The 24,197-nt window shown below is 51.8% G+C and carries 18 protein-coding genes and 1 riboswitch; of the genes, 17 read left to right on the top strand and 1 reads right to left on the bottom strand.

The features are described 5' to 3' along the window. Positions 1 to 108 precede the first annotated feature (108 nt). The 8 genes from NST99_RS22945 (at position 109) to NST99_RS22910 (ending at position 9,044) form a co-directional block, all read left to right on the top strand. Positions 109 to 1,245 (top strand): glycoside hydrolase family 88 protein, encoded by a 1,137-nt coding sequence (locus NST99_RS22945; protein ID WP_341094632.1) that lies wholly within the window; start codon positions 109 to 111, stop codon positions 1,243 to 1,245. Between the two features lie 219 nt (positions 1,246 to 1,464). Continuing rightward, positions 1,465 to 1,635 carry a hypothetical protein gene (locus NST99_RS22940; RefSeq protein WP_341094631.1) on the top strand — a complete coding sequence of 57 codons (171 nt, stop codon included), beginning with the start codon at positions 1,465 to 1,467 and terminating at the stop codon, positions 1,633 to 1,635. Positions 1,636 to 2,024: 389 nt separating this feature from the next. Beyond that, on the top strand, positions 2,025 to 3,902 hold the full coding sequence (locus NST99_RS22935) for a DUF2264 domain-containing protein (RefSeq protein WP_341094630.1): 1,878 nt from the start codon (positions 2,025 to 2,027) through the stop codon (positions 3,900 to 3,902). 410 nt (positions 3,903 to 4,312) lie between these two features. Then, on the top strand, positions 4,313 to 5,122 hold the full coding sequence (locus NST99_RS22930) for a GNAT family N-acetyltransferase (protein ID WP_341094629.1): 810 nt from the start codon (positions 4,313 to 4,315) through the stop codon (positions 5,120 to 5,122). Positions 5,123 to 5,162: 40 nt separating this feature from the next. Further along, on the top strand, positions 5,163 to 5,894 hold the full coding sequence (locus NST99_RS22925) for an SDR family NAD(P)-dependent oxidoreductase (RefSeq protein WP_341094628.1): 732 nt from the start codon (positions 5,163 to 5,165) through the stop codon (positions 5,892 to 5,894). A gap of 15 nt (positions 5,895 to 5,909) precedes the next feature. Beyond that, positions 5,910 to 6,125: a phosphorylase family protein gene (locus tag NST99_RS22920; RefSeq protein WP_341094627.1), complete on the top strand. Its 216-nt coding sequence runs from the start codon at positions 5,910 to 5,912 to the stop codon at positions 6,123 to 6,125. A gap of 262 nt (positions 6,126 to 6,387) precedes the next feature. Further along, positions 6,388 to 7,542: an AI-2E family transporter gene (locus NST99_RS22915; protein WP_340897385.1), complete on the top strand. Its 1,155-nt coding sequence runs from the start codon at positions 6,388 to 6,390 to the stop codon at positions 7,540 to 7,542. A gap of 20 nt (positions 7,543 to 7,562) precedes the next feature. Continuing rightward, complete coding sequence (locus NST99_RS22910) at positions 7,563 to 9,044, top strand: carboxylesterase/lipase family protein (protein WP_341094626.1); 1,482 nt, start codon at positions 7,563 to 7,565, stop codon at positions 9,042 to 9,044. 154 nt (positions 9,045 to 9,198) lie between these two features. Here NST99_RS22910 and NST99_RS22905 read toward each other — a convergent pair whose 3' ends face one another. Next, positions 9,199 to 10,371: a PstS family phosphate ABC transporter substrate-binding protein gene (locus NST99_RS22905; protein WP_341094625.1), complete on the bottom strand. Its 1,173-nt coding sequence runs from the start codon at positions 10,369 to 10,371 to the stop codon at positions 9,199 to 9,201. 205 nt (positions 10,372 to 10,576) lie between these two features. Then, positions 10,577 to 10,726, top strand: a riboswitch (FMN riboswitch). Positions 10,727 to 10,855: 129 nt separating this feature from the next. On the opposite strand from NST99_RS22905, the gene NST99_RS22900 reads away from it, so the two are divergent. From NST99_RS22900 to NST99_RS22860, 9 genes are all read left to right on the top strand, one after another. Further along, positions 10,856 to 11,809 carry a DMT family transporter gene (locus tag NST99_RS22900; RefSeq protein ID WP_341094624.1) on the top strand — a complete coding sequence of 318 codons (954 nt, stop codon included), beginning with the start codon at positions 10,856 to 10,858 and terminating at the stop codon, positions 11,807 to 11,809. Positions 11,810 to 12,312: 503 nt separating this feature from the next. Further along, on the top strand, positions 12,313 to 14,043 hold the full coding sequence (locus NST99_RS22895; protein WP_341094622.1) for a sensor histidine kinase: 1,731 nt from the start codon (positions 12,313 to 12,315) through the stop codon (positions 14,041 to 14,043). A gap of 29 nt (positions 14,044 to 14,072) precedes the next feature. Beyond that, positions 14,073 to 15,713: a response regulator gene (locus NST99_RS22890; protein ID WP_341094621.1), complete on the top strand. Its 1,641-nt coding sequence runs from the start codon at positions 14,073 to 14,075 to the stop codon at positions 15,711 to 15,713. Positions 15,714 to 15,820: 107 nt separating this feature from the next. Beyond that, positions 15,821 to 17,521 carry a sugar ABC transporter gene (locus NST99_RS22885; protein WP_341094619.1) on the top strand — a complete coding sequence of 567 codons (1,701 nt, stop codon included), beginning with the start codon at positions 15,821 to 15,823 and terminating at the stop codon, positions 17,519 to 17,521. 298 nt (positions 17,522 to 17,819) lie between these two features. Then, the gene (locus tag NST99_RS22880; RefSeq protein WP_341094618.1) at positions 17,820 to 18,710 is read left to right on the top strand and encodes an ABC transporter permease; all 891 of its coding nucleotides are present in this window, start codon (positions 17,820 to 17,822) and stop codon (positions 18,708 to 18,710) included. Between the two features lie 30 nt (positions 18,711 to 18,740). Continuing rightward, positions 18,741 to 19,619: a carbohydrate ABC transporter permease gene (locus NST99_RS22875; RefSeq protein ID WP_341094617.1), complete on the top strand. Its 879-nt coding sequence runs from the start codon at positions 18,741 to 18,743 to the stop codon at positions 19,617 to 19,619. 413 nt (positions 19,620 to 20,032) lie between these two features. Then, positions 20,033 to 20,695: a stage V sporulation protein AA gene (locus NST99_RS22870; protein ID WP_341094615.1), complete on the top strand. Its 663-nt coding sequence runs from the start codon at positions 20,033 to 20,035 to the stop codon at positions 20,693 to 20,695. Then, positions 20,692 to 21,117, top strand: a complete 426-nt coding sequence (locus tag NST99_RS22865) for a stage V sporulation protein AB (protein WP_038594622.1) — start codon at positions 20,692 to 20,694, stop codon at positions 21,115 to 21,117. The genes NST99_RS22870 and NST99_RS22865 overlap by 4 nt, the downstream gene beginning before the upstream one ends. A gap of 1,202 nt (positions 21,118 to 22,319) precedes the next feature. Further along, entirely contained in the window at positions 22,320 to 24,011 is a 1,692-nt protein-coding gene (locus NST99_RS22860; RefSeq protein ID WP_341097726.1) for a spore germination protein, read from the top strand. The last annotated feature ends 186 nt before the right edge of the window (positions 24,012 to 24,197 follow it).

Below are 24,197 nucleotides of genomic sequence, written 5' to 3'. Positions count from 1 at the left end.
CAACAGCGGCCGGAAGTTCAAACATCCCCCGCAGTTACAACCCGATCTAATATGGAAATCTAGAGTTCAACATGTATCATCCAAAACAATGAATGGCGGTGGCTAGAGATGACAGCGGAAACAAAGCTGGGCTGGGTAGAGGAAGCGTGGAGCAAGGCACTGGAGAAGACACGGAAGAACAGCCGGAGAATCGGCGCGGGCTTTCCCCATGCCAGTCAAGGCGGCCAATATGAACTGGCCCAGCCGTACTGGTGGACAGCCGGCTTCTGGCCGGGACAGCTGTGGCTTCTGTATAACGACAGCAAGGACGAGTCTTTGCGCGCGCTGGCAGAGGACTGTGAGGAACAGCTGGACCAGGTTCTGAATGATTATGTCCGACTTGACCATGATCTGGGCTTTATGTGGACTTTGACCAGCGTGGCTTCCTACAAGCTGCTAGCCAGCGAGGATTCCAAGGTTAGAGCGTTGAAGGCAGCGAATTTTCTCGCGGCCCGCTTTAATCTGAAAGGAAGCTACATCCGGGCCTGGAATCCCTGGTATGAAGGCGAAGATAACCGCGGATACGCGATCATTGACTGTGCGATGAACATGCCGCTGCTTTTCTGGGCAGCGGAGACCAGCGGAGATCCGCGTTACCGCCATATTGCCGAAGCACATATGGACACGGTCGTGAAGCACTTCATCCGCCCGGACGGCTCCGTGTATCATATTGTCCGTTTCGATCCCGTAACCGGCGAATTCCTCGAAGGCATCGGCGGCCAGGGTTATGCCGCCGGGTCGGCCTGGTCCCGCGGCACAGCCTGGGCGATCTATGGACTGACGCTGGCCTACCATCATACCGGCAAGGCTGAATATCTCCATACCGCCCAGAAGGTGGCCCATTTCTTCCTGGCCCGTTTGCCGGAGGACCACGTCCCGCACTGGGATTTCCGCGCACCCGGAGAAGCGCGCGGCTTCCGCGATTCGTCAGCCGGCGCTTGTGCGGCAAGCGGTTTGCTGCTGCTTGCCGACAAAGTCGGAGAGACCGAGGCACCGGTCTACCGGGAGCCTGCGATCCGGATGCTGGAATCGCTCTACCGCAATTACGGCACCTGGGACAACGACGCTGAGGAGGGATTGATCCTCCATGGTACGAGCAATTATCCGGCCGGAACAAACATTGATGTTCCCCTTATTTACGGAGACTTCTTCTATGTCGAAGGACTGGCACGGCTGAAGGGGAATGGCCCGTTCTATTGGGAGTAAGCGCCCACCGTCATGCTGTGGGAATAGGGGGGGAATTCGTGGGCAACACGTTTTTTGGGAGCAGGCAGTAGATACGCAGAGAAGCTGCGGACTCCAGAGTTCTTATTTTCCGGATTTCGCTTGCTTGGCCTGCTTGCCGGACTCCAGCGCACTTATTTGCTCGTAGATCAACTAAATCATCGACTTTTACTAGGGATAGCGTCATCTGTCCTGTCGTTCGTGCGAAGAGGCCATTATTGCAAAATAACGTCACTGGAGTCCGCAGAGCAGCAGACGCTGGTGGAAGGAGCAGCTTTCCAAGAAGATGCGTTGGTGAGAGTGCTGACGAGATTGTTGGAAGATGCACTGGTGAGTGCCGATGACGATGCCAGAAGATATGCTGGTGAGTAAGGGGGATATTGCTGGGATGTAGGTTACTGGTGGTGAGTGTGGTTAGGGAGTGGAAATAGGTTGCTTAGGTACATTAGCGAGCGTGGCGGGTTTGCTGGAAGTAGCACCAGCGAGCGCGGATGGAGTGCTAGTAGAAACATTGGTCAGACCCGATGAGGTTGCTAGAAATTGCACTAGTGTTTGCGGATGGTTTGCTGAAGTTAAAGCAGCGAGCATGAGCACGGATGAGGTTGCTATATATTGCATTGGCGGTGCGATGGGACCGCAGAAGATGATCGGAAAACACCAACAGCACAGCAAAAGTTGCATCAGTGAGCGCATCGATTCTGAACGTGTATAGTTGGAGCCTGACTCTATAAAAATTCGAGAAGCAATTAGGAGTGATGTCGATGAGTAGCCAATGGGGACCAATTGGGGCTAATCCGCTGGTCACAAAAGAAGATATGCAAAATGCTTTCCGTCAGCTGGCCTATCCGCTTAAGCCTTACTATAGTGAGGGACGTGCCCGTCTGAAGCTGGGGGTAACCGGAGTTCATTACGGGCCCGATATTGCCGAAATGGAGGGCTTCTCCCGGGTATTATGGGGATTTGTGCCGTTTCTGGCCGGTGGCGGCGAAGATGACATGTGGGAGATGCTGCTGGACGGCATCCGCAACGGGACCGACCCGGAGCATAAGGAATACTGGGGTGAGGTCGGTGATTATGACCAGCGCCTTGTGGAGATGGCAGCATTTGGCTACGGGTTGGCGCTGATCCCGGACCGGATCTGGGGGCCGCTGAGCGAACGGGAGCAGAGGAATTTGTTCAATTGGCTGAACCAGATGAACTCACATCCTTGTTATGACTGCAATTGGCTCTTCTTTAATGTGCTGGTTAATCTAGGCTTCCGCAAGGCTGGCCTACCGTATGATGCCGATCAACTGGAGCAGAATCTGCGGCGCATGGATGATTTCTACTTGACCGATGGCTGGTACAGCGACGGGATCGGCGGTCATAGTGATTATTATGTTCCGTTCGCCATCCATTTCTACGGGCTGCTCTATGCCGAACTGATGGGTGAGGAAGATCCTGAGCGGGCAAGCGTGTTCAGGGAACGGGCCGGAAAGTTCGCTGCTGAATTCATCTATTGGTTTGCTGCGGACGGCTCCGCGCTTCCGTATGGCCGCAGCTTGACCTACCGGTTCGCCCAATCGGCCTTCTGGGGGGCCCTTGCTTATGCAGGAGTTGAAGCTGTGCCTTATGGTGTTGTCAAAGGGATCGTTCTGCGCAACTTACGCTGGTGGTTCCAGCAGGATATTCTGAACGCGGACGGCGTATTGAACATCGGTTATACCTATCCCAACCTGGTGATGGCCGAGAACTATAACTCGCCGGGGTCGCCGTATTGGTCCTTGAAATTCTTCCTGCCGCTGGCCCTGCCGGATTACCATCCCTTCTGGCAGGCGGAGGAGCTGCCGCTTCCGGAGCTTGAAGCACTAGCCGTGCAGCAGCCTGCTCATCTTGTTATTTGCCGCCGGGCAGAAAGCGATCATGTCGTCGCCTTCAACAGCGGGCATAAAGGCACCAATGAGCATACCCATACTTCGGCCAAATATGAGAAGTTCGCTTATTCCACTGCTTTTGGGTTCAGCGTTCCCCGTTCGGAATGGGGAATCTCCCAGGGCGCATTTGATTCCATGCTGGCGCTCAGCGAGGCGGGCGATAATCTGTACCGGGTGAGAAGACAAAATGAAGAGACGCGGATTGAAGACAATCTGCTCTTCTCCAGATGGAAGCCGTGGTCCAATGTGGAGGTGCAGACCTGGGTTGTGGCTGGTCTTCCCTGGCATATCCGGATTCACCGGGTAGAAACAGAAAGAACACTGGATGCCGCAGAAGGCGGTTTTGCCTTGGCGCTGGAGCCTGGACTGCATGAGATACTTCCTGCTGAAGGAGCAGGTATGACAGCGATCAGCAGCCATGGCACCAGCGGCATTCTCGGCTTGGCCGGCTACAGCGAAGCAGTGCTGATCCGTCCTCATACCAATACCAATGTGCTGCGGCCGCGGACAGTCATACCGACGCTGCAGGCTAAGCTTGCTCCCGGGACCCACTGGCTGATTTCGGCCGTGTATGGCGAGCCGGGAGACAGCGGTGAAGGAGACGAGGCTATGGCTGCCGAACCAGCAGGTGACCCGTTGCAGCTTCTCGGTGTGGAGCTGACAGGGCATGAAATCCGGGTTGCTACTCATACCGGCCAGAGCATCACCATACCGCTGGATAAGTAGAATCTCCCGTCGGTACAACATTCAGGCTGGCTGGCGGAGAGGGCACCCAGAGGGTGAGGGTTGGCCAGCAGGTACCACAGTAACGGGAATAGTTACCGCTGTATTAGGCTTATTTAGTGAAATAGAGCTGTTGCCGGGAAATCAGCCCGCTAAAATTTCAATATATTACGTAGCAGGGGAATTCGACTTAATTACCGTTAGGAATTCCCGCTACCCTCCCGGTAATCGGGATTCTGATGAAAGTAAAGGGTATTATTCCCGTTACTTTCCCAATGCCCAACAAGTACGCCAATTGGCGAAACCTGGTGGTTTGACCAACAGCCCGAACCGGATATTCTGGTGAAGGGCTGTTTATTTTTTCCGGCAGGCGCATTATGATTGAAATAAAGGAAAAATTAGGGGGTTGAGAGATGTTTGAGAATTTTGAGCCGGATGATAGAGTGCTGTATAGCAGTGGGTTTAAGCAAGAGGAGGTTCTACATAATCTGATTCACCGCATTACGGAGTACGCGGATGCGATCAAGCTCAAAAGCATTGATGATCAACTGATCTTCACCCAATCGACAGGTCACAATGCCTGGTTATGGGTTTCGAAGGAGCTTGAAGTACAGCAGCGGGATGATTTGGTGCGGCAGCTGGCGGAACGGGTGAAGGATAGCGGAATCCCTGGAATCAGCGCAGAGCCGGAGACGGCTAAGGCATTCGCGGAAGCTTTTTGCGCGGCCAAAGGGAAACTTCATCATACCTATATGATGCTAAAAGCTTACCATTGCCCGGAGGTGCGGAAACCCGGTCATGTCAGTGGGTCGCTGTTGCAGGCCGGTGAGGCCCATATTCCGGTGATCGCGGAGTTTACAGCCCGATTCGTAGAGGATGCCTTTGGGACTTCTGAGCAGCAGGAGAATTTTCTTTCCTATGCGGATGAAGCGGTTCGTGCCGGCAACCTGTATTTGTGGGTTGTGGAAGGTGTGCCCGTATCAATGGCGGCCATCGCACACCGCTCGGCGAGACATGTCCGGATTAATAATGTCTATACGCCGCGCACTCACCGTAAACAAGGGTATGCCAGCGCAGCCGTGGCTGAACTATGCCAAATTTTGCTCGCCGAAGGCTTAACTCCGGTGCTGTACGCAGACGACAAAAACCCGGATTCCAACAAGGTCTACCAAGCTGTAGGATTTGTGGAAGCAGGGCAAATTGCAGATATTAAATTCGACTGAAGCAGCTGTAAAGCCGCTGTGGAACAAGGAGACAGATCATATGCTGAATGCCATGAAAATTATAGTAACCGGAGCCGCTTCCGGGATTGGCAGGGAAATTGTCCGGCTTGGTCTGCGGGAGGGTGCGGGCGTCATAGCCTGCGATATCAACGGCCCGGCGCTGGAGCAGTTGGAATCGGAAATGGCTTCCGGCAAGTTGTCCGCCTATCGGCTGGATGCCAGTCATCACCGCGAGGTGAAACAATTCTTTGCCTATATAGAGCAGCAGCATGCGGATATCAATGGTTTGGTCAACAATGCAGGCATCTATTTGGGCAAAAGTATCCTTGAGTATGCCCCTGATGAAATAGATCGGGTGCTGGATATCAACGTGAAAGGTTATGTCTATTTCTCTCAGATGTTCGGCAGGCTGCTGCTAGGAAGCCGTCGCCAAGGCGCAATCGTCAACATGTCGTCCGTATCCGGACAGGAGGGAAGCTCGGATGCCGTTTACGGCTTGTCGAAAGCGGCTATTCTGGGTTTGACGAAGAGCTGCGCGATGAACTTCGCCCCCTATATCCGCGTAAACGCGGTTGCGCCGACAATGACGAATACACCGATGATGAGCCATATTCCCGATTGGAGACAGACGGAATATCTGGAGCATCAATTGACTAAGGAGCCGCTGCTGGCAGAAGAGATTGCCGAAAGTGTTGTTTTTTTGTTGAGCAGAAAGTCAAGGGCTTATACCGGTGCAACGTTTGATATTAACAATGGCTGTTATTTACGCTGACGGGAGGTTGTTTTTGTGATCTCTCGTGTAATAGGACCATCGGATGAAGAAATTGAACATCTGATAAAGAAATGTTATATAGATTCGGTTTATGAAAAAGCATCCCTGAAATTCTATTCCGGATTCTACGGAGAGGCTCAAGTGGTTCTGGTAATCTGCGGGGTGGGTAAAGTCAACGCCTGCATTGCGACGCAGGTGCTGATTGACATATGCGGACGAAGAAAGTGTTGAAAGCTTTGAAACCCATGTGGAATCGGTCTCCCTGAATGCATTGTGCCTAGTGGAAAAGCTGCTGGTAAGTTTACATAAACCTTTGATTTGAGGATGACATCTGGATCTGGAGCTTTCAAAAACGCAGCGTAAAAGGTGCGGAATTCCATAGAGGGGGGCAAGTGCTGAAAATTTGACTTGCAACCCCTGCGTTGACTATGCTAATAGCAAGTGCAATTTATCACACTTACAGATAAGTCTTTGTATTAGGGGGAAAGCAGTAATGGAGAGGGTGCAGGTATGGCCTGAGAGGTTTAAAAAGTTTTTTTTAAATAACAAATTTGTGGTTTCTTTACTGATTATTTTACTTATCGGGGTTACGATTCTAGTGTTCTCCAAGGTTCCGTTTATCTTCAAGCCGATATCGGTCCTGCTGCACACAGTGGCGGCTCCGCTGCTGCTCTCCGGAATCGCCTACTATTTGCTGAATCCGCTGGTTGACCGGTTGGAGAGAAGAAGTAAAGTGAAGCGTGCCTATGGGATTGTGATTCTGTATCTGGTGATCGCCGGGATTATTACACTAATTCTGCTGACAGTCATTCCGATAATCCGCACCCAGCTGCTTGGACTGATTGATAATTTCCCTAAATACAGTGAGCAGATTCAGCAGGAATTCGTTAATCTGACCGGCAGTGAGCAGTTCGAGCGCATTCAGGAGAATATTGGCATGGACTTCACTAATATCACCAGCAAGGTGACAACATGGGCTACCTCCTTTCTGAATAACGCAGTGAATGGCGTTGGCAGCTTCGTTGGGGCATTGACCGAAATTGTTCTGGCTGTGGTAACCACGCCATTTATCCTGTTCTACCTGCTCCGTGACGGCAAAAAGCTGCCTGATTACCTGATGAGGTTCATCCCTACAGGCTTGCAGCCGCAGACTCGGGAAGTAATGTCCGAAATGAACAGCCAGGTGGCTTCCTATATCCGCGGACAAATTATCGTAAGCTGCTGCATCGGTGCGCTGCTCTATATCGGGTATTTGATTATCGGGCTGGAGTATTCCCTGGTGCTGGCGATCGTTGCAGCCTGTACGGCGGTAGTTCCCTATTTGGGTCCGGCCATTGCCATTACTCCAGCCTTAATCGTTGCGATGGTAACTTCTCCTTTCATGCTGCTGAAAATGATCTTCGTCTGGACTGCGGTCCAGCTGATTGAAGGTAAATTTATTTCACCGCAGATCATGGGCAAGTCGCTGAAGATACATCCGATTACTATAATTTTCGTCATTATTTTTGCCGGTAAAATGTTCGGCGTGCTTGGCATTATCCTGGCTGTTCCGGGTTATGCCGTGCTGAAGGTGGTCGTTACCCATGTCTTCCAGTGGTTCCGTTTCCGCTCCGGATTATATCAAGTGATCGAAGAAAAAAAGGAATAAAGCGAGAGGATGATTGTTTTATGACAGGACCCGTGGCAGATACATTATATGGGAAGCTGCAAGGAACACAAAGTGACGGTGTGAACATCTGGCGCGGAATTCCTTTTGCCGCCCCGCCTGTAGGTGAGCTGCGATTTCGCGCGCCACAGCCGCCGGAGCCATGGAATTCTATTAGAGAGGCCAGGGAATTCGGCCCGGTCAGCCATCAGCCTGTCAGTACCGGCAGTACCCGATTCGGAGGTACAACTCCTGAATATTCCGAAGATTGCCTGTACCTGAACATCTGGTCGCCAGCGGCTGAAGGTGAAGCTCTGCCGGTCATGGTATGGATTCATGGGGGCACTTTTGAAACCGGAGCCGGCAGCCAGCCGATGTTCGAAGGTACCCATATGGCCAGTAAAGGAAAGGTCATTGTGGTTACAGTCAATTATCGGCTGGGACCGTTCGGTTTCATGCATTTGTCGCCGTTTGGCGGCGGCTTGGCCTCCAATGCCGGTCTGCTGGACCAAATTGCCGCACTGCAATGGGTGCAGGGCAATATTGCCGCGTTTGGCGGCGACCCGAAACGGGTTACCCTCTTCGGCGAGTCTGCGGGCAGCATGAGTATTGCCGCGCTGCTGGCGATGCCTGCGGCACAAGGCTTGTTTGCCGGAGCTATTATGCAGAGCGGGGCTGCACAGACCCTGAAGGCGCAGCAAGGTGAAGAGATTGGCGCAGCTTTTCTGGCCGAGCTCGGGATTCGTCCAGGCGGCGATACCACACTGCTGGACACACTCCCGGCAGAGCAAATATTGAAGGCAGCAGGGGCGATGGTTTACAAGCTGTCCGGCAATGCGATGAGTATGCTGTTCCAGCCCGTTATTGAGCCGGATACTTTGCCGGCAGATCCGGCGCAGGCTATTGCAGAGGGTGCAGCAAGCGGTATACCGCTTGTGATCGGGACGAATCTTCATGAGGGCAACCTGTTCTTCCGGGGAAGTGGTTCGGCAGAGAACTTTGACCAGTCACTTCAAGCTCTGGAAATGATGATGGGAGTAGAGAATCTGGCTGAACTCGCGCTCCATTATCCCAAGACCGTGGAGGGACAGGCTGATTTTCTGACGGACCTCTATTTCTGGGACAGCTCCATTTCTATCGCTGAGCGGCAGCATCGCTATGCCCCGGTATGGATGTACCGGTTCGACTGGACCATACCCGGCCATCCGCTGCTCGAGAAGGCTGTGCACAGTGCGGAAATCTGCTATGTATTTAATAATTTATCGCATATGGCGCATTATGGAGTAGAGGTTACTCCTGCCATGGAGCGATTGTCGGATGCGATGCTCTACGCCTGGACAGCCTTTGCCCACCGTGGCGATCCGTCGGTGCCAGACCTGTCTTGGCCGCAGTATACACTGGAAGACCGCGCTACCCTGATCTTTGAGCAGGATATCCGCATCGTGGCTGATCCGGACCGAAAGAAGCGGACACGGCTGCTGTCAGCACAAGAGAACTCGCCTTAAGGCTCATCTACCGGGACGTTGTCAGAGTAGCAGCAGTCAGATATGCTTGTGTACAAAGAAGATCGGCATTATAGAGAAGCAGCAGGGACCCGGGTATGCGGGAACCTGCTGCCTTTTTATGTATCTGCGTTTGGGGTAGGGAGTAGTCCGAAGCTTATTTTACCGGGGTATAGCCGGTCTTTGCCACCAGTTCCTGACCCTCGGGAGAAACTACCCAATCCAGAAAAGGCTGGATATGCGGATTGGTGCTTCCGGCGGTTACGGCATAAAATTCGGAGGCAAAAGGATAGGCTCCGCTGCGAATGCTCTCCCTGCTGGGCTCAACCCCGTCGACGGCGAGCAGCTTGATCTCGTTATTACTGTTCATCTCCGAGGCGTAGAACAGGAAGCTGAAGCCAAGAGCATTTTTATAATTCCGGTAGCTGGCGGTCTGGCTGATAATGCCGCTCATCACATCCATAACATCTTTTTGCGGAGCTGTCATGAGCGGGGTACCCTCCATGATTTTCTCAAGCATGGTTTGGCTGCCGCTGTTTTCTTCCCGCTGGAACGCCCGGATCGAGTCCCGTTTGCCGCCTACTTGTTTCCAATTCGTCAGCTTGCCGGAATAGATATCCTTGATTTGCTGTGTGGTCAATCCGTCCACCTTGTTCCGCTTATGAACGAAGAAGACAAAGGCCTCGCGGCCAATAGGCGTAAGAACTAGCTCTTTGCCGGCTGCTTTGGCTGATTTCTGTTGGGAGAGAGAGGGGGCTGCTGCAAAAATAATATCCGTATCTCCTTCGATCAGACGGTCATAAGCAGTGGAGGTCGAAGTGCAGACTACCGTACTGCTCTCAAAATCATATACGCTATAGTCGTCCTTCGGGTAGACGGCTTGAACAAAAGCGGAATATAGCGGGTAGAGTGCGGTTGCACCGTCTAGCCGCGGAAGCTCGTCTGTGATCTTATAAGTGGAGGTTTGGTCCAGTATGGCTATCTTGGATTCCGGCTGGAAAGGTTTATATTTCTCCAGAGAAATCTCCCGGTCATTCACTTCAGCGAGGCTGTTCACATAAGCCTGGTTGATTTCATAAACGCCTGCCGCCAGTAGACATACCCCGGCGAAAGAGGCGAGCACGATCCGCCGGATACGCAGATTGAACAAGTCAAAGATCGCCAGCACCGCATAAACTGCAAGGGCAAAAGCGACAACGGCGGAAAGCGGGGCATAAAATTGCATCCCTCCAAACAAGGAGATAGCGAAAAAGGCGATAGTTTCGGCAAATGCAATAGCGGCTACAGCGATAAATGATAACGGCAAGTTTGTTCCAAGTGGTCTTTTCATAAGGGCCTCTCTTTCATTGGATGAAGAATATGGATAATTCACATAATTCTATTATAACTTAATGAATTCAGCAGGAATTACAAAAAAATATCATTTAGAGGGCGCGAAATGCGGTGGTGAATGAAATAATATAATTTTTTCATGAAATACTGGACGGAAATCATAAACGGGAGTATCCTAAGATTGTGAAAAAAATAACGGAATACAAGATTCTCGGGGTAAGGTGAAATTCCTGACCGGCGGTGATGTTCAAAGCGAACTCAGCCCGCGACTCCTTCTCGCTGACAGCAGCGGAAAGGACTGATCTGGTGACATTCCAGAGCCGACGGTAAAGTCCGGATGGGAGAGGATCATAAGATAAAGACGACAGGTTTATTCCTGATGGTCTTTATTGATAATGACCCCCGATGCTTGCCCCTCAGAAGGCAGCGCGGGGGTTTTTGGTCTCTTATCGAGGGTTTGTATCGACAAGGAGAATGGAATTATGAGTAATGTAACTGCTTCAACTTCAGAGATGCGCCAGGCGCCGCTGCGCGGCGGGTTCTGGCTGGTTGTGCTGGGAGCGGCGTTATGGGGCGTCGATCCGCTGTTCCGCATCATCCTGCTCAAATCAATGACCTCTTCACAGATCGTTCTCCTGGAGCATGTTGTGCTCTTTCTGGCTGCCGCGCCGGTACTTTGGCGGCATCGCGCTGAACTGAAAGGAATTCGTCTGCGTCAGGCCGGAGCGTTAATGGTTGTATCATGGGGCGGCTCCGCCGTGGCTACGATTCTCTTCACCAAAGCCTTGTCCAGCGGAGACCTCAATGCGGTGCTTCTGCTGCAGAAGCTGCAGCCGATCTTTGCCATCGGACTGGCGGCTGTCATCCTTAAAGAACGCCTGCCCCGAAATTTCGGACCGCTTATAGTGATTGCACTGGCAGGGACTTATCTGCTGACCTTTGGCTGGACCGCACCCTTCGGACATGTGAACAGCTTCATCAGTGTCGGCAGTCTGCTGGCGCTCGGTGCCGCTGCCTTGTGGGGCGGATCTACAGTAATGGGCCGCTATTTACTGGGTTCAATGAAGTATGAAACGGTGACTTCACTACGGTTCATTCTGGCATTGCCTCTCTTGTTCGTCGTCACTGCTATGGAGGGTGCTCCCTGGCAGGTACACGGCGGACTGGGCGCTTCAACGGCGATTGCGATCAATCTGCTGCTGCAGGCACTGTTGCCCGGACTGCTCAGTATGCTGCTGTATTACAAAGGTCTTAACACCACCAAAGCTTCCGTTGCCACCTTGGCAGAGCTCAGCTTCCCGATGACGGGAATCCTGATCAACTGGATTTTCTTCGGTCTGCTGGTAACCTTGCCGCAAATTATCGGCTTCGCGCTGATTTGGACCGCACTATTTCTTATCTCTAATCAACAGAGCCGTCAGGAAGCACTCGATTAGAGGGAGGCGGCTTTCTGAGTAATATAAAGTAGGCCTGAGGGGAGAACCCCCGGGGCTTTGAGTAGAAGCGGAGGATGTTCCCTGCAGCCATTCGGCTGTGGGTGACATCCTTTTTTTTAAAATATAAGAATTTATATGCTGCACGCTATAAATTATCTTTCTATTTCTCGCTGAAACGGATACCGTCCTTTTGAGGACGGTATCCGTTTCCACTTGTTTCAGCCCATCCGGAGAATTTCGTTCTTCCAAGTTTGTGAAACATCCATATTGGCTGCAAAAACTGCTGAAATGTTGCGTAAGTGAACTATATGGCTATATGTGAAGCGTTTACACTTAAGTGGAGACCAAGCTGAAATCAGGCTGGAAGGATATTCCAGTTTTCCATTTGCGGGGAGCTGCCGGTAATCTAAAACCGTTTGTTGCGGGTTCCAGCGATTACCTTTGCGTCCTCAGGGAATCTTTGTACAATTAGAGCTATGTCAATTCGCGGGGTGTGTAGAGAGATGTACAGATATAACTTATTTACGAAGATGGTGAGCATCATGATCATCATGCTGATTCCAATCACGATTCTTTATTTTTATTCCAATAAGACAACTACCGATGTGCTGCGCAGCGAGCTGAATACCTCGAACAACAATCAGCTTAGTTTTTTTCAGAACCAGGTGGAGACGAATATGGAACTGTTGTCCTCTTGGCCGATTCTGCTGATTCATGATCCCGACATCCTCAATCTTAAGGATACTTATCTGGCCGGACACGATCTCGACCTCGAGGCAATCAATCTGGTGAAGCGCATTCAGACCAAAATCAGCATTCAGGAGAGCTCGTCCAACTGGAAAAGCAAATTATATCTGTACTCCCCCTCAATTCACCGGATCGTTACCGAAAACGATGCCCAGCCCTACAAGGACGAGGATCTCAAGCGGGAAGTGAAATCAGGCTGGCAGGTAGAGAGGATTACCGAGCAGGGCGAAGAACGGTTTCAGTTCTCCTGGTTTTCTTTTACCCCTTATATGTCGCAGTTCTCCCCGGAGCGGGCAACCACTATTATGAAGGTAGTGTTCGACAGCCGGAATATTGAGGATATGCTGGATAAATTCAAAAGCGGCGGCAGAAGAGACCCCTTCTACTATAAGCAGGGCGCGGGCGAGATCTTTAACCGCAGTGCCGACCGTCCGCTTGCCGCCCAACTGGTGAACAAGCTGGAAGAGGAGACGCTTCAGGGAAGTGAGAACCGGACGCTGGAGATTGATGGCGAGTCCTATAGCGTAAACATCGTTTATTCCGACAAAATGGGCTGGTACTTAATCGACTATATGCCGCTCACGGAAATCCTGCAGCCGATCCATACTTCGAACCGCCTGTTCTACGTATCCGTCAGTGCTTTGCTGCTGATGAGCTGCGTGGTTGCCTATTTCCTCTATGTGCAGGTTCAGGTGCCGGTGCGGCAATTGGTGGGAGGCTTCCAGCGGTTGAAGCAAGGGGATTACTCGGTCCGGGTAGGCATCAGGGGCAAAAATGAGTTCAGTTTTCTCTCCGGACGTTTCAACAGCATGGTGGAACAGATCCAGGAATTGATTGAGAATGTGCTGATGGAAAAAATACATGTGCGGGAAGCCAGGCTGAAGCAGCTTCAATCACAGATTAATCCGCATTTCTTCTATAATTGCTTTTCGTTCATCACAAGCATGGCGAAGCTCGGCAACCATGAGGCAGTGGTTGGAATGTCGCATAACCTCTCCCGCTATTACAGGTACACCACCCGGCAGGAACGGGATCTTGTGGCGCTCTCCGAGGAGGTGGAATTTGTGACCCATTATCTGGAGATTCAAAATATGAGAATGAGCCGCCTGCAGTACACTGTGAACATTCCACCGCAAATGCGCAGGCTGGACCTTCCTCCGCTTGTGCTGCAGCCGCTCGTCGAGAATGCGGTGCTGCACGGCATTCAGCCGCTGGCTGCCGCCGGAATGCTGCGGATAACCGGCTCCTGCAGCGGCAGAACGATGACGCTCACCGTCGAGGATGATGGACAGGGCATGAGACCTGAGGCGATTAGGGAGCTTGAGTCTAAGCTTGGCCGGGCAATGGATGAGGAGATGGGCTGCGGGCTGTGGAATGTCCACCAGCGGATGCGCCTCAGGTTCGGGGAGGAAGCGGGCTTAACCTTCGCTGCTTCTCCGCTGGGGGGGGCTAAGGGTCACTTTGCTGTGGCAGCTGCCCGAAGATAATACAGAGAACTGGTCCGGGAGGAACAACAATGATTGAAATCTTACTGGTAGACGACGAAGCATACGTAACAGAAAGTCTGGCCCGCACCATTCCGTGGGAAGAAATCGGTGTGTATCAGGTACATCAGGCAGCTTCGTCGGCTGAAGCACTCGATATACTGGAACAGCAGGCGATTGATATTATGGTCACGGATATTTCGATGCCGGGCATGACAGGGCTTGAACTGATTGAGACGGCAAGCGAACGCTGGTCTAATCTCCGCTGCATCCTGCTGACGGGCTACTCCGATTTTCAATATGCCAAAAAAGCAATTCAGCTGCAGGCCTTCGACTATATCCTGAAGCCTGTCAGCGACGAGGAGTTTATCAAGAGTGTCTCCGGGGCCATCGAGTCCCTGCGGGATGAATGGGAGGCGCATGATAAATATCATCAGCTGCTCTATAACCGCAAAGCCAGCTACAGCGTACTGCGGGCCAATCTGATGCATGATCTGCTGCTGGGACGAGTGATGTCCGAGCGGACGCTGGCTTCGAAGCTGCAGGAGGTTGAAATCTCCTTTGATCCAGAGACATCGGCAGTTATGCTGGTGATTCAGCTCGGCAAACATTATACGGCAATGGATCATCATTCTGTCTCACTGATGGAATATGCGATCGGCAATATCGCCGAGGAGCTGTTCCATGAGCAGTTCCATGTCTGGTTCGGCAAAGCGCCGCATGATTGCCTGATTTTGCTCGCTGAGCTTAATGCGGCTACGCGCCGGGACATCGAGATGTCGGACCGCTATGAGGAGCTTCGCCAGAAATTGCTTAAGGCTGCGATTGCCCGGTTCCGCGCGGGGGTCAGCAATTATCTGAAGGGGGACATCTCTCTGGTGGTCACGGAATGGTTCACCTTCCCCGAAGGAATGCCCGCCGCGTACCGTAGCGCACTCAGTTCGATGTATTTAGCGGCGCATAATGAATCCGGCCCGGTGCTGTTTCTGGAAGAGAACCAACTGCAGCAGCGGGTGGCGATCAAGTCTCTGGAGAGCTTGTACCGTCCGCCAACTCTGATTCATCTGCTCGAATCGAAGCAGTGGGAGACTGCCCGTGAGAAGATTACAGATGTGTTCAGCGACATGGAGACGGCCCGCTTCTCCAGGGAGCATCTGTATGAGGTGTTTCTGTCCATCACCAACGCGTTTATGTACATTGCCCATAAGGGCGGGCAATTTATCTCACAGATCGACCAGTACGCGTTTGATCCGCTGCTGACCCAGAGCATCATTGTTTCTTTTGACAAGCTGCGGGAGTGGGCGCTTGATATGCTGGCGAAGCTGCAAAAGAAGCTGTCGGAAAGCGACCAATATACCAAAAGCTATATTATCAAACAGGTGCATGAACTGGTAGGCAGCCATTCCGGCCATGATCTGTCGGTGAAGACGATCGCGGACCATGTGTTCCTGCATCCGGTATATTTGTCCAAGATCTATAAGGCGGAAACAGGCGAGGGGCTCGGCGATTATATCATCCGCATGCGGATGGAGCGTGCACTATACCTGCTCAAGCACACGAACAAGAAGATCTACGAAATCACCACAGAGCTGGGCTACCAGAATCCGCAATATTTCAGCAAAATGTTCAAAAAGCACTATAATATGACGCCAAATGAATTCCGGGACGGATAGAGGTTGGCAAAGGTGCAGAAACCTTGTTTAAATGACGTATTCCTCCAAACTGCCTTTCCCTATAATGAAGACATCACCAATACTTATTGAATCCAAGGGGGAAGACAATGAGCGCGAAGAGACAAAAATGGCTGCCGCTCCTGGGAATGAGCGTGCTGCTGGCTGGCAGTATCGCAGGCTGCTCGGGCAACAATAACACAGCGAAGGACAACAAGGCTTCCGGCAAAGCCGCGAATGCATCGGAAGAAACTGTAAACGCCTACAAGGATAAATATGATCCCGAAGTGACTATCACAACCGTATGGGGCGTGGACCCTGAGCTAAAATTCAAGAACGGCGAATCTATCGAAAATAACGTAGCCACGAAGTGGGCCAAGGAACAATTTGGCATCAATATCAAGTCACTGTGGTCGATCACAGATACGAACGGCGCTTTCGGTACGAAGCTGCGTCTCGCAATGTCCTCCGGCCAGGAAATGCCGGATGTGGTGACTATCGGTACAGGAGATGCTACCGTTGCCCAGGATTTGATTGATTCCGGCATGTATGCCGAAGTGGGCCCGCTGTTCGACAAATACGCTTCTGACACTTGGAAGGAAGCGATGGCGCAGGACCCTAACGTCTGGAACCAATACAGCCGTGACGGCAAAAAAATGGGTATCCCGGTACTTGATTACGCGTACAACCATGATTACATTCTGTGGATCCGCCAAGACTGGCTGGATAAACTGAAACTGAAAGCACCAACAACCATTGATGAGATGGAGAAGGTGATGGATGCCTTCAAGAATCAGAATCCGGACGGCTTGGCACCGGATAAAGTGACACCGCTCAGCATCGGCTTCAAGACTTCCATGAACACCTGGATGGGTGATCCTTCATGGATCTTCGGTGCCTATGGAACCCTTCCGCAGCAGTGGAACATGGGAGCAGACGGCAAGCTGGAATACGGCTCTGTAAATGAAGGCATGAAGCAAGGGCTGGCGAAGCTGAAAGACTGGCATGACAAAGGCTACATTCCGCAGGAGGCTGCGCTTTGGGATGAGAACAAGACTTCCGAGCCTGCTGTTGCGGGAACCGCCGGTATGATCCCAGGACCTTACTGGATGAGCGGCTGGCCGCTCTTGGATACCATTAAGAATGCGCCGCAAGCCGTTTGGACGCCAATCGCACTTCCGGCAGGTCCGGATGGAACGGTGATGCGCCACGGCACACAATTCACCAACGGGGTAACCCTGATCAGCACGAAGATGAAGAATCCGGAAGCCATATTTACTTATCAGAACTATCTGTACGACAATTACGCTAACCCTAAGCCGGGCAGTAAGCTGGACAACGGTTTGTTCGCAGGTTATGACTATGAACTGGATGCTAGCGGCAAGATGATCCCGAATGAACAGATCAACGGGGGTTATGTGAACAGTGTACGCTACCTGCTGGTGCGTGACGGAGCGCGGATTCCCAATGCCCAGATGAAGGCGCTGCAGAATCTGGCGGGCGGTGCTGAGCCGACAACCCGTCTGGAAAAGGATGTATCGGTCAACTACGGGAAGGATACTCCGGCAGCAGCTAAAGTATTGCTGACGCAAGAGGACAAATCCTTCAAAAATATGTTCACCGGACCGACTACAGAAACAATGAAATCGAAGATGGACTATTTGAACAAGATCGAAAACCAGGCCTTCAATGAAATCATCTACGGCAAACAGCCGCTGGATTCCTTCGATAGCTTTGTGGCGAACTGGAAATCAGGCGGCGGCGACAAAATTACTGCAGAAGTCAACGAGTGGTATGACAGTGTAAAATAACCGGCTGAAGCTCTTAAGCTGAAGTTTGGTGTGATGGGCAGGGCTGTTTCCCCGGCGGAAGATTCCGCCGGAGGAGACGGTCCTGTTTGTTTTTCATTGCTGAAAGCTTCCGCTCCCGGTATATCAGGATGTGGCTTTCGTCACGCATCAGCGAAGGCTGATTGGCTCCTGTGCCGCCTGTGGTAAAGACATTGCTTTTGTACCATTTATATTGCTTTTGCTCTCTACTTGGTCCATTTCTCCGTTGCTATAATTTAATTATGAATACAGAAGAACTTGACTATATGGGGGATCAAGGATGAGAACACTAAGAAAAAACTGGCAATTCCACGTCATGCTGGTACCTGCACTGATACTGCTGATTCTATTCAGTTTTCTGCCAATGGGCGGGATCGTCATGGCTTTTCAGGATTACAAGCCGTGGCTGCATATCTCCGGATCGGAGTGGGTGGGCCTCGATAATTTCCGCTATTTGTTCGAACGGGAAGACAGTATGCAGGTCATTTGGAACACACTCATTATTGCCGTGCTGAAAATGATCTTCAACCTGCTCGTTCCATTTATATTTGCAATCCTGCTGAATGAGGTCCGCAAGATCGCCGTACAGCGCACGATCCAGACACTGGTCTATCTGCCGCATTTCCTTTCTTGGGTCATTCTCGGCGGAATCCTGCTGGATCTGCTGGCAACAGACGGCTTCGTCAACCAGATTCTCGGCAGTCTCGGCATCAAACCCATCTTTTTCCTGGGCGATAACAACTGGTTCCGCTTCACGGTCATTCTGACCGATGTCTGGAAGGAATTCGGGTACAACACAATTGTCTTCCTGGCGGCGCTTGCGGGCATCAACCCTTCGCTCTACGAAGCTGCTGAAATCGACGGAGCGAACCGCTGGAAGCAGACACGCTTCATCACCATGCCTTCACTGATTCCAATGGTAGTGGTGGTAGGAACGCTGGCCTTGGGGAATGTGCTGAACGCAGGCTTTGACCAGATCTTCAACTTGTACAACCCTCTGGTTTATCAGAAGGGCGATATTATCGACACCTTTGTATACCGTACGGCGATTCAGAATGGCGAGATGGGCTTCGGCACGGCGATTGGATTGTTCAAGTCGGCCATCAGTATGGTTCTTATCCTGCTCTCGTATCAGCTGGCCAAAAAATGGGCGGGGTATCGCATTTTCTAAACCTATTCAAACCGGGAAAGAGGGAAACTTATGTATTACAAAACAAAAGGGTACCGCATCTTTAACATATTCAATACCTGTTTATTAATCTTTCTTGCCATTATGTGTATTGTGCCGCTTGTTCATGTCCTGGCCGTATCCTTCAGTGCTAAATCGGCAGCAGACGCCAATCTTGTTGGCTTATGGCCGAAGCAGTTTTCCCTGGAAGCCTACAAAAAAACGATCAACAATCCGGTATTCCTGCATTCCATTTGGATTTCTGTGCAGCGTACGGTGATCGGTACAGGGCTTACGCTGCTCATTACGTTCCTTGCAGCCTATCCGCTGTCCAAAGAAAATTCGGTCTTCAAGGGCCGCAGCATTTATTCCTGGCTGTTCGTGTTCACGATGGTATTTAACGGCGGCATGATCCCCTTTTATATTGTGGTCCAAAAGCTCGGCCTGATGAATTCCTTCTGGGTGCTGGTGCTACCGGGAGCAGTCAATACCTTCCTGATTATTCTAATGCTCAATTTCTTCCGCGGCGTTCCCAAGGAGCTGGAGGAAGCAGCGCTGATGGACGGGGCGAATCATTTCCGCACCCTATTCAGCATCTACTTGCCAATCTCACTGCCTTCCATAGCTACAATTGCTTTGTTCAGCATGGTATTCCACTGGAATTCCTGGTTTGATGGATTGCTCTACATGAACAATTCGAGCAAGTTTCCGCTGGCGACCTTCCTGCAGACCGTAATTATTCAGCGGGATATGAGCTCAATGAGCATGAATCCGAAGGAGATGGAGCTGATCTCGCAAACTACGGTCCGAGCGGCGCAAATCTTCATCGGGGCAGCACCGATCCTGCTTGTTTATCCTTTCCTGCAAAAGTATTTTGTCAAAGGGATGACACTTGGATCAGTGAAGGAGTAGGCAAATGGAAAATGTATATAGCACCGGAATGACATCTCGTTTCTGGAGCTCGCTGCTATTCTAGATCGAGCGGGAGAAATGAACACAGCTCCAATAAACAAAGGATAAGGCAGACAAGGGGAATCGCCCGGTCTGCTTTTTGTGCGTCTGTCCAGCTCGCTATCCAGTCAACAATGTAAAGGATTTGGTAGTTGATACGTTGCTTTTCCGATACCGATAAACAATCGGAACTTATGCACTTTTTGGATACTAATCCGCAGGAACAGATCAATGGAAAGTGTTTCTGGACGCTGAAGAGGCGATGTCTTACCTTGAATTCTGCTGGTCTGGAGTAAAAATAAGCCTTTTCTCCCATACTACCGTTATTCTTACGTCTCATCCTGCTTTTCACGACAACAATAGGAGGTGTACGGATGAACACTTATTCGGCTCCCGCCATTTACATACAGCTTAAGAATCGGGTAATGGTGCCCAAAGGGAAAGGGGTCACGCTGCGGGATATCGCTTATTTAATCACCGAGCCGGAGTGGAGGGAGCCGCTGTATTCAATTCTGCTGCTGAAGCCGGCACAAAGTGACGGGAACCTCATTCTGATCGACCTGTTGACGGTTATCCCGCATATTCACGAATTGATACCGGGTGCTGACATCCAACCGATTGGCGAGGGGCGGACGATAGTGCAGATCGAAGGGCCGGTCGAAGCACGCAAACCTTCGGTTGCGCTGTTTGTGCTGGTGTGGCTGCTGCTTTTCTTCGGATCGGCGCTGACGATTATGAATTTTCATGCCGATGTCAGCATGCAGGAAGTACATGTCCGTATCGTGGAGATGCTGACCGGACGGCGGGATGACCATCCCTATGTGTTCCAGATTGCCTATTCGCTGGGCATCGGGTTTGGCATGGTGATTTTTTTCAACCACCTCTTTAAGAAGAAATGGAATGAGGAGCCCACTCCGCTCGAAGTGGAAATGTTCCTCTATCAGAAAAATATCGACCATTATGTAGTCCACGAGGAGTATAGCAAAATGGACCTCAGCGGAAACGATCCATCAGGACCTAATGAGGATGGAGCATGACCGCGCCGATTACACTTGGACTGAATTTACTGCTCGGAATCGCCGGGGGGATTGCCGTAGGCGGAGGGGTGATCGCTCTGTTTATCGTGCTTGATATGGTGCCCCGGCTGGCTCAGCTGACTTCCTCCTACGACAAAGTTCATTGGTATGAAGGGGCGATGATCGGGGGTTCTCTGCTTGGCACTATGAGTGATTTCTGGAACTGGCGGATTAGCTCAGGTCCTGTGGTCGAACTGGGAGTTGGGCTGTTTGACGGGATATTTGTCGGCATGCTGGCCGCTGCTTTGACAGAGGTCTTGAATGTGCTGCCGATCTTGGCAAAACGTCTGCAAATGACGCATTATCTGTTTGGGCTGCTGATGGCCATGGTATGCGGCAAGGTTGCAGGCTCTTTGTTCGACTTCTTTGTATATCAACAGTAGAAGGGGGTTATGGAGTGGTAAGGTATATTCATAGCGGTGATCAGGTAGATGATAAAAAAGCAAAAAATCAGACAGCTGGCCCGGCTGCGCCGCAGGCTGGCAATGTTGGTGGCGGGACAACTGGATCGGCTCCGGCAGACGGAGCTGAGAGCTATGCAATCCAGTCAGCGGATAATCTTGGGGAAGCTCATACGGGGAATGCCGGGGAACAAGAGGCACCACAGTCAGGCACAGCCGGTAATATCGCCGCAGACGGAAGAGGTACCATTAGTGCAGCGATTGTTAGTGCAGCGGCAGCCGCACAAGCTCACAGCAAGCAGGTAAATGACACGAAGGCCGGCGCAGAGGCGGATAGCCGCGCGGAAACTGGCGGAGCGGAAGCTGGCGGTGCGGAACCGGCAGGGGGGACGGATGCGAATGCTGGAGGTGGTGCGGTAGACAGTAAGGATAATGGTGAGACGGCTGAAGGCAGCAACGCGGTTACTGGTGAGGCACAACCGCAAGACACAGAGAACTCTGGAAGCGGTGTGCGGGAGTTTTACAACACATTATTCAGTAAAGATACAGAGGCAGAAGTTACATCCGGCACCGATGCCGGCAATCAGGACGTTGAAGCTTCAACTGAGCTTGGCACGGGGAACCAGAGCAACGGAGATTCCGCTGCGCCGGGCGCAGGTGCCGATAAGGGAACAAACAACAGTGTGGACATTGGTGTGGACGCCGGAGCAACCGGGTATGGCGACCATGATCTGCAAGCCTCGGATGGAGCAGGAACACCGGATCAGGAGGGGAACGACCCGCAACAAGCAGCCGTGCCTTTGGCAGAGGGAAGTTCAGATACGGAAGCAAGCAGCGCAGCGGAAAGTGCAAAGGGAGCTGCAGGACAAGGGGCGGAGGCACAGGCTGGAAGCGGCCAGGCCTGTGCCTCCGATACCGGCAATGCAGCAGCAGGCTCAGCCTCTACACCCGAAGCCGATAATAGAGCAGCTGAAGCGGAATCGGAAAAACCGGAGGATGACAGTGCAGTGTCCCCCGGCACAGCTGATCCCGGGGATGAGACCGGCAGCCAGCCGCAGGATATGGAAGCATCAGATGAGCTGGGTGCAGAGGAGCCGGAGAGCGGCAAGAAGGGTTTTTTCGCCAGACTGTTTAGTGAAGAGCCGGATACTGAGGAAGATGCTGAGTCAGACGATGAATCAGGAATGGGGAGTCAGGCTGGAGCCGGAACTACGGCTGAGGCCGGGAGCGGGAAGCAGTCACAAGCGCAGACCCAGCAGCCGCAGAAGTCCAAAAAAGACAAGAAACAAGCTAAGCAGGAGGATGCTCCACCCCAGGGAAAAATAGACCCGCTGCAATTAAAACGGGACAACGAGCGCTCTGATTCGCTAGAGGAATCGGTTAAATACTGGCAGGGTAATGACAAGGTTTCACCGAACCTGGAGCATACCAAAAATACACTGACTGAGGTCATGGGACTGGGTTCATCTTTTGATATCGTGTTCAGGGAGATGTCCTTTGGCGGCCGGAGAGCGGCGCTCCTGTGCATCAGCGGATTTGCCAAGGATACGATTATTGACGAGATTCTGAAGCGGCTTACCTATCTGACACCGGAAAATGTCTCTACTGATGTGCTGGCCAGCTTCATGACTGAATACATCCCCCACGTGCAGGTAGAAAAAGGTGAGCTGCTGAGCGAAAGTATCAATAAGGTTTTGTCGGGAATGAGTGTGTTCTTCATTGAAGGCGAGACCCAGGTTATTATTATGGATACACGCTCGTATCCTTCACGGAATCCTGATGAGCCCTCTATTGAACGGGTGGTTCGCGGGTCACGGGACGGGTTCACGGAGACGCTGCTTAGCAACGTCGCACTGGTACGCAGACGAATCCGCGACCCCGGGCTGAAATACGAGATGCACCAGGTCGGCCGCCGGACGCGGACGGATGTCTGTGTAGCGTATATTGACGACATCGTCGACAAAACCCAGGTGAAGGCTGTCACCGACAAAATTAAAAGTGTGGATATCGACGGAATTCCACTGGCAGACAAGCAGCTGGAGGAGGCAATCGTCGGCAGAGGCTGGAATCCTTATCCGTTGGTCCGCTATTCAGAGCGCCCGGATATCGTAGCTTCTCATCTGCTGGAAGGCCGGGTGGTCATCTTTGTAGATACATCACCAAGTGTCATCGTCCTGCCGACCACGTTTTTTGATCTCTGCCAGCATGCCGAGGAGAACCGCCAGACTCCCTTTATGGGGACTTACCTGCGCTGGGTCCGGTTCATCGGGATCTTTGCTTCTATGTTTCTGCTGCCGCTGTGGATGCTGATGGTCATTCATCCTGAGCTTTTGCCGAAGATGTTGGACTTTATCGGACCGCAGAAGACAGCTAAAATCCCGCTCCTGGCCCAGTTCCTGATTGTCGAGCTTGGGGTCGACCTGCTGAGAATGGCGGCGGTGCATACACCGACACCCCTTGGCTCAGCCATGGGTCTGATTGCCGCTATTCTGGTGGGAGACATCGCCGTACAGACCGGACTGTTCGTGAATGAAGTGGTGCTGTATATGGCGGTAGCCTCCATCGGGATGTTCGCAACGCCGAGTTATGAGCTTGGACTGGCCAACCGGATTGTCAGGCTTGTGCTGCTGGTCGCCGTTGCTGCGTTCCAAGTACAGGGCTTTATGATCGGAACCACACTGATCATCGTACTGCTGACCCTGCACCGGTCCTACAATTCATCTTATTTGTGGCCGTTTATACCATTTAATGCAAAAGCAATGGGTGAGATCATCCTGCGCCAGCCTGTGCTCAGCTCCAAAACAAGGCCATCCTTCAACAAAACAAGGGATAATACACGAATGCCGACTGTCCAGGAGAACGAGAAACAATCGTAGGAAAATACAAATCAACTGCAAATTAGTCCATTCTATGGTGTTCCCTCTGTCTGCTATACTGAATACACTAAACAGCCCCTTAAAAAGCGGAGTTTCTGCTCAATAGCTATCTTTCAGGAACTCTGTAGGGCATAATAACATACAATAGACAGGGTGGAACAAGACATTCCACAGAAATTGGAGGAC

The organism is Paenibacillus sp. FSL L8-0470 (assembly GCF_038008625.1).
GTDB lineage: Bacteria > Bacillota > Bacilli > Paenibacillales > Paenibacillaceae > Paenibacillus_AQ.
Note: the sequence above shows the minus strand (reverse complement) of the source record. Positions and strands in the feature narration are given on the sequence as shown.